General features: G+C 62.9%; 1 pseudogene. It reads right to left on the reverse strand.

Going from position 1 to position 259, the window contains the following annotated elements:
- Nucleotides 1-259, reverse strand: a pseudogene (locus tag A3736_RS10080) (LacI family transcriptional regulator); the annotation flags it as partial.

Below are 259 nucleotides of genomic sequence, written 5' to 3' on the forward strand. Positions count from 1 at the left end.
AATTCGACGATCATGCGATAGCCATGCTCGGCGCAGGTCAGCATTCCGCCCAGCAGCATCTGATCGACCCAGTCGGTACCGCGCCGCTCGCGCCAGTCGGCCAGAGTGCGTTCGCGATCGTTCAGCGCCATGATCAGATAGCTGCGCGATCCGCTCATCCGCTGGGCCGCTATCGAAGGTGTGTAGCCGAGCCGGTCGATCGAGGCCTGGACCCGCTCTTTCATCGCAGGCCGCACATTCGGCTCGTTGTTGATGACGC

Source organism: Erythrobacter sp. HI0063, assembly GCF_001635685.1.
Classification (GTDB): Bacteria; Pseudomonadota; Alphaproteobacteria; order Sphingomonadales; family Sphingomonadaceae; genus Qipengyuania.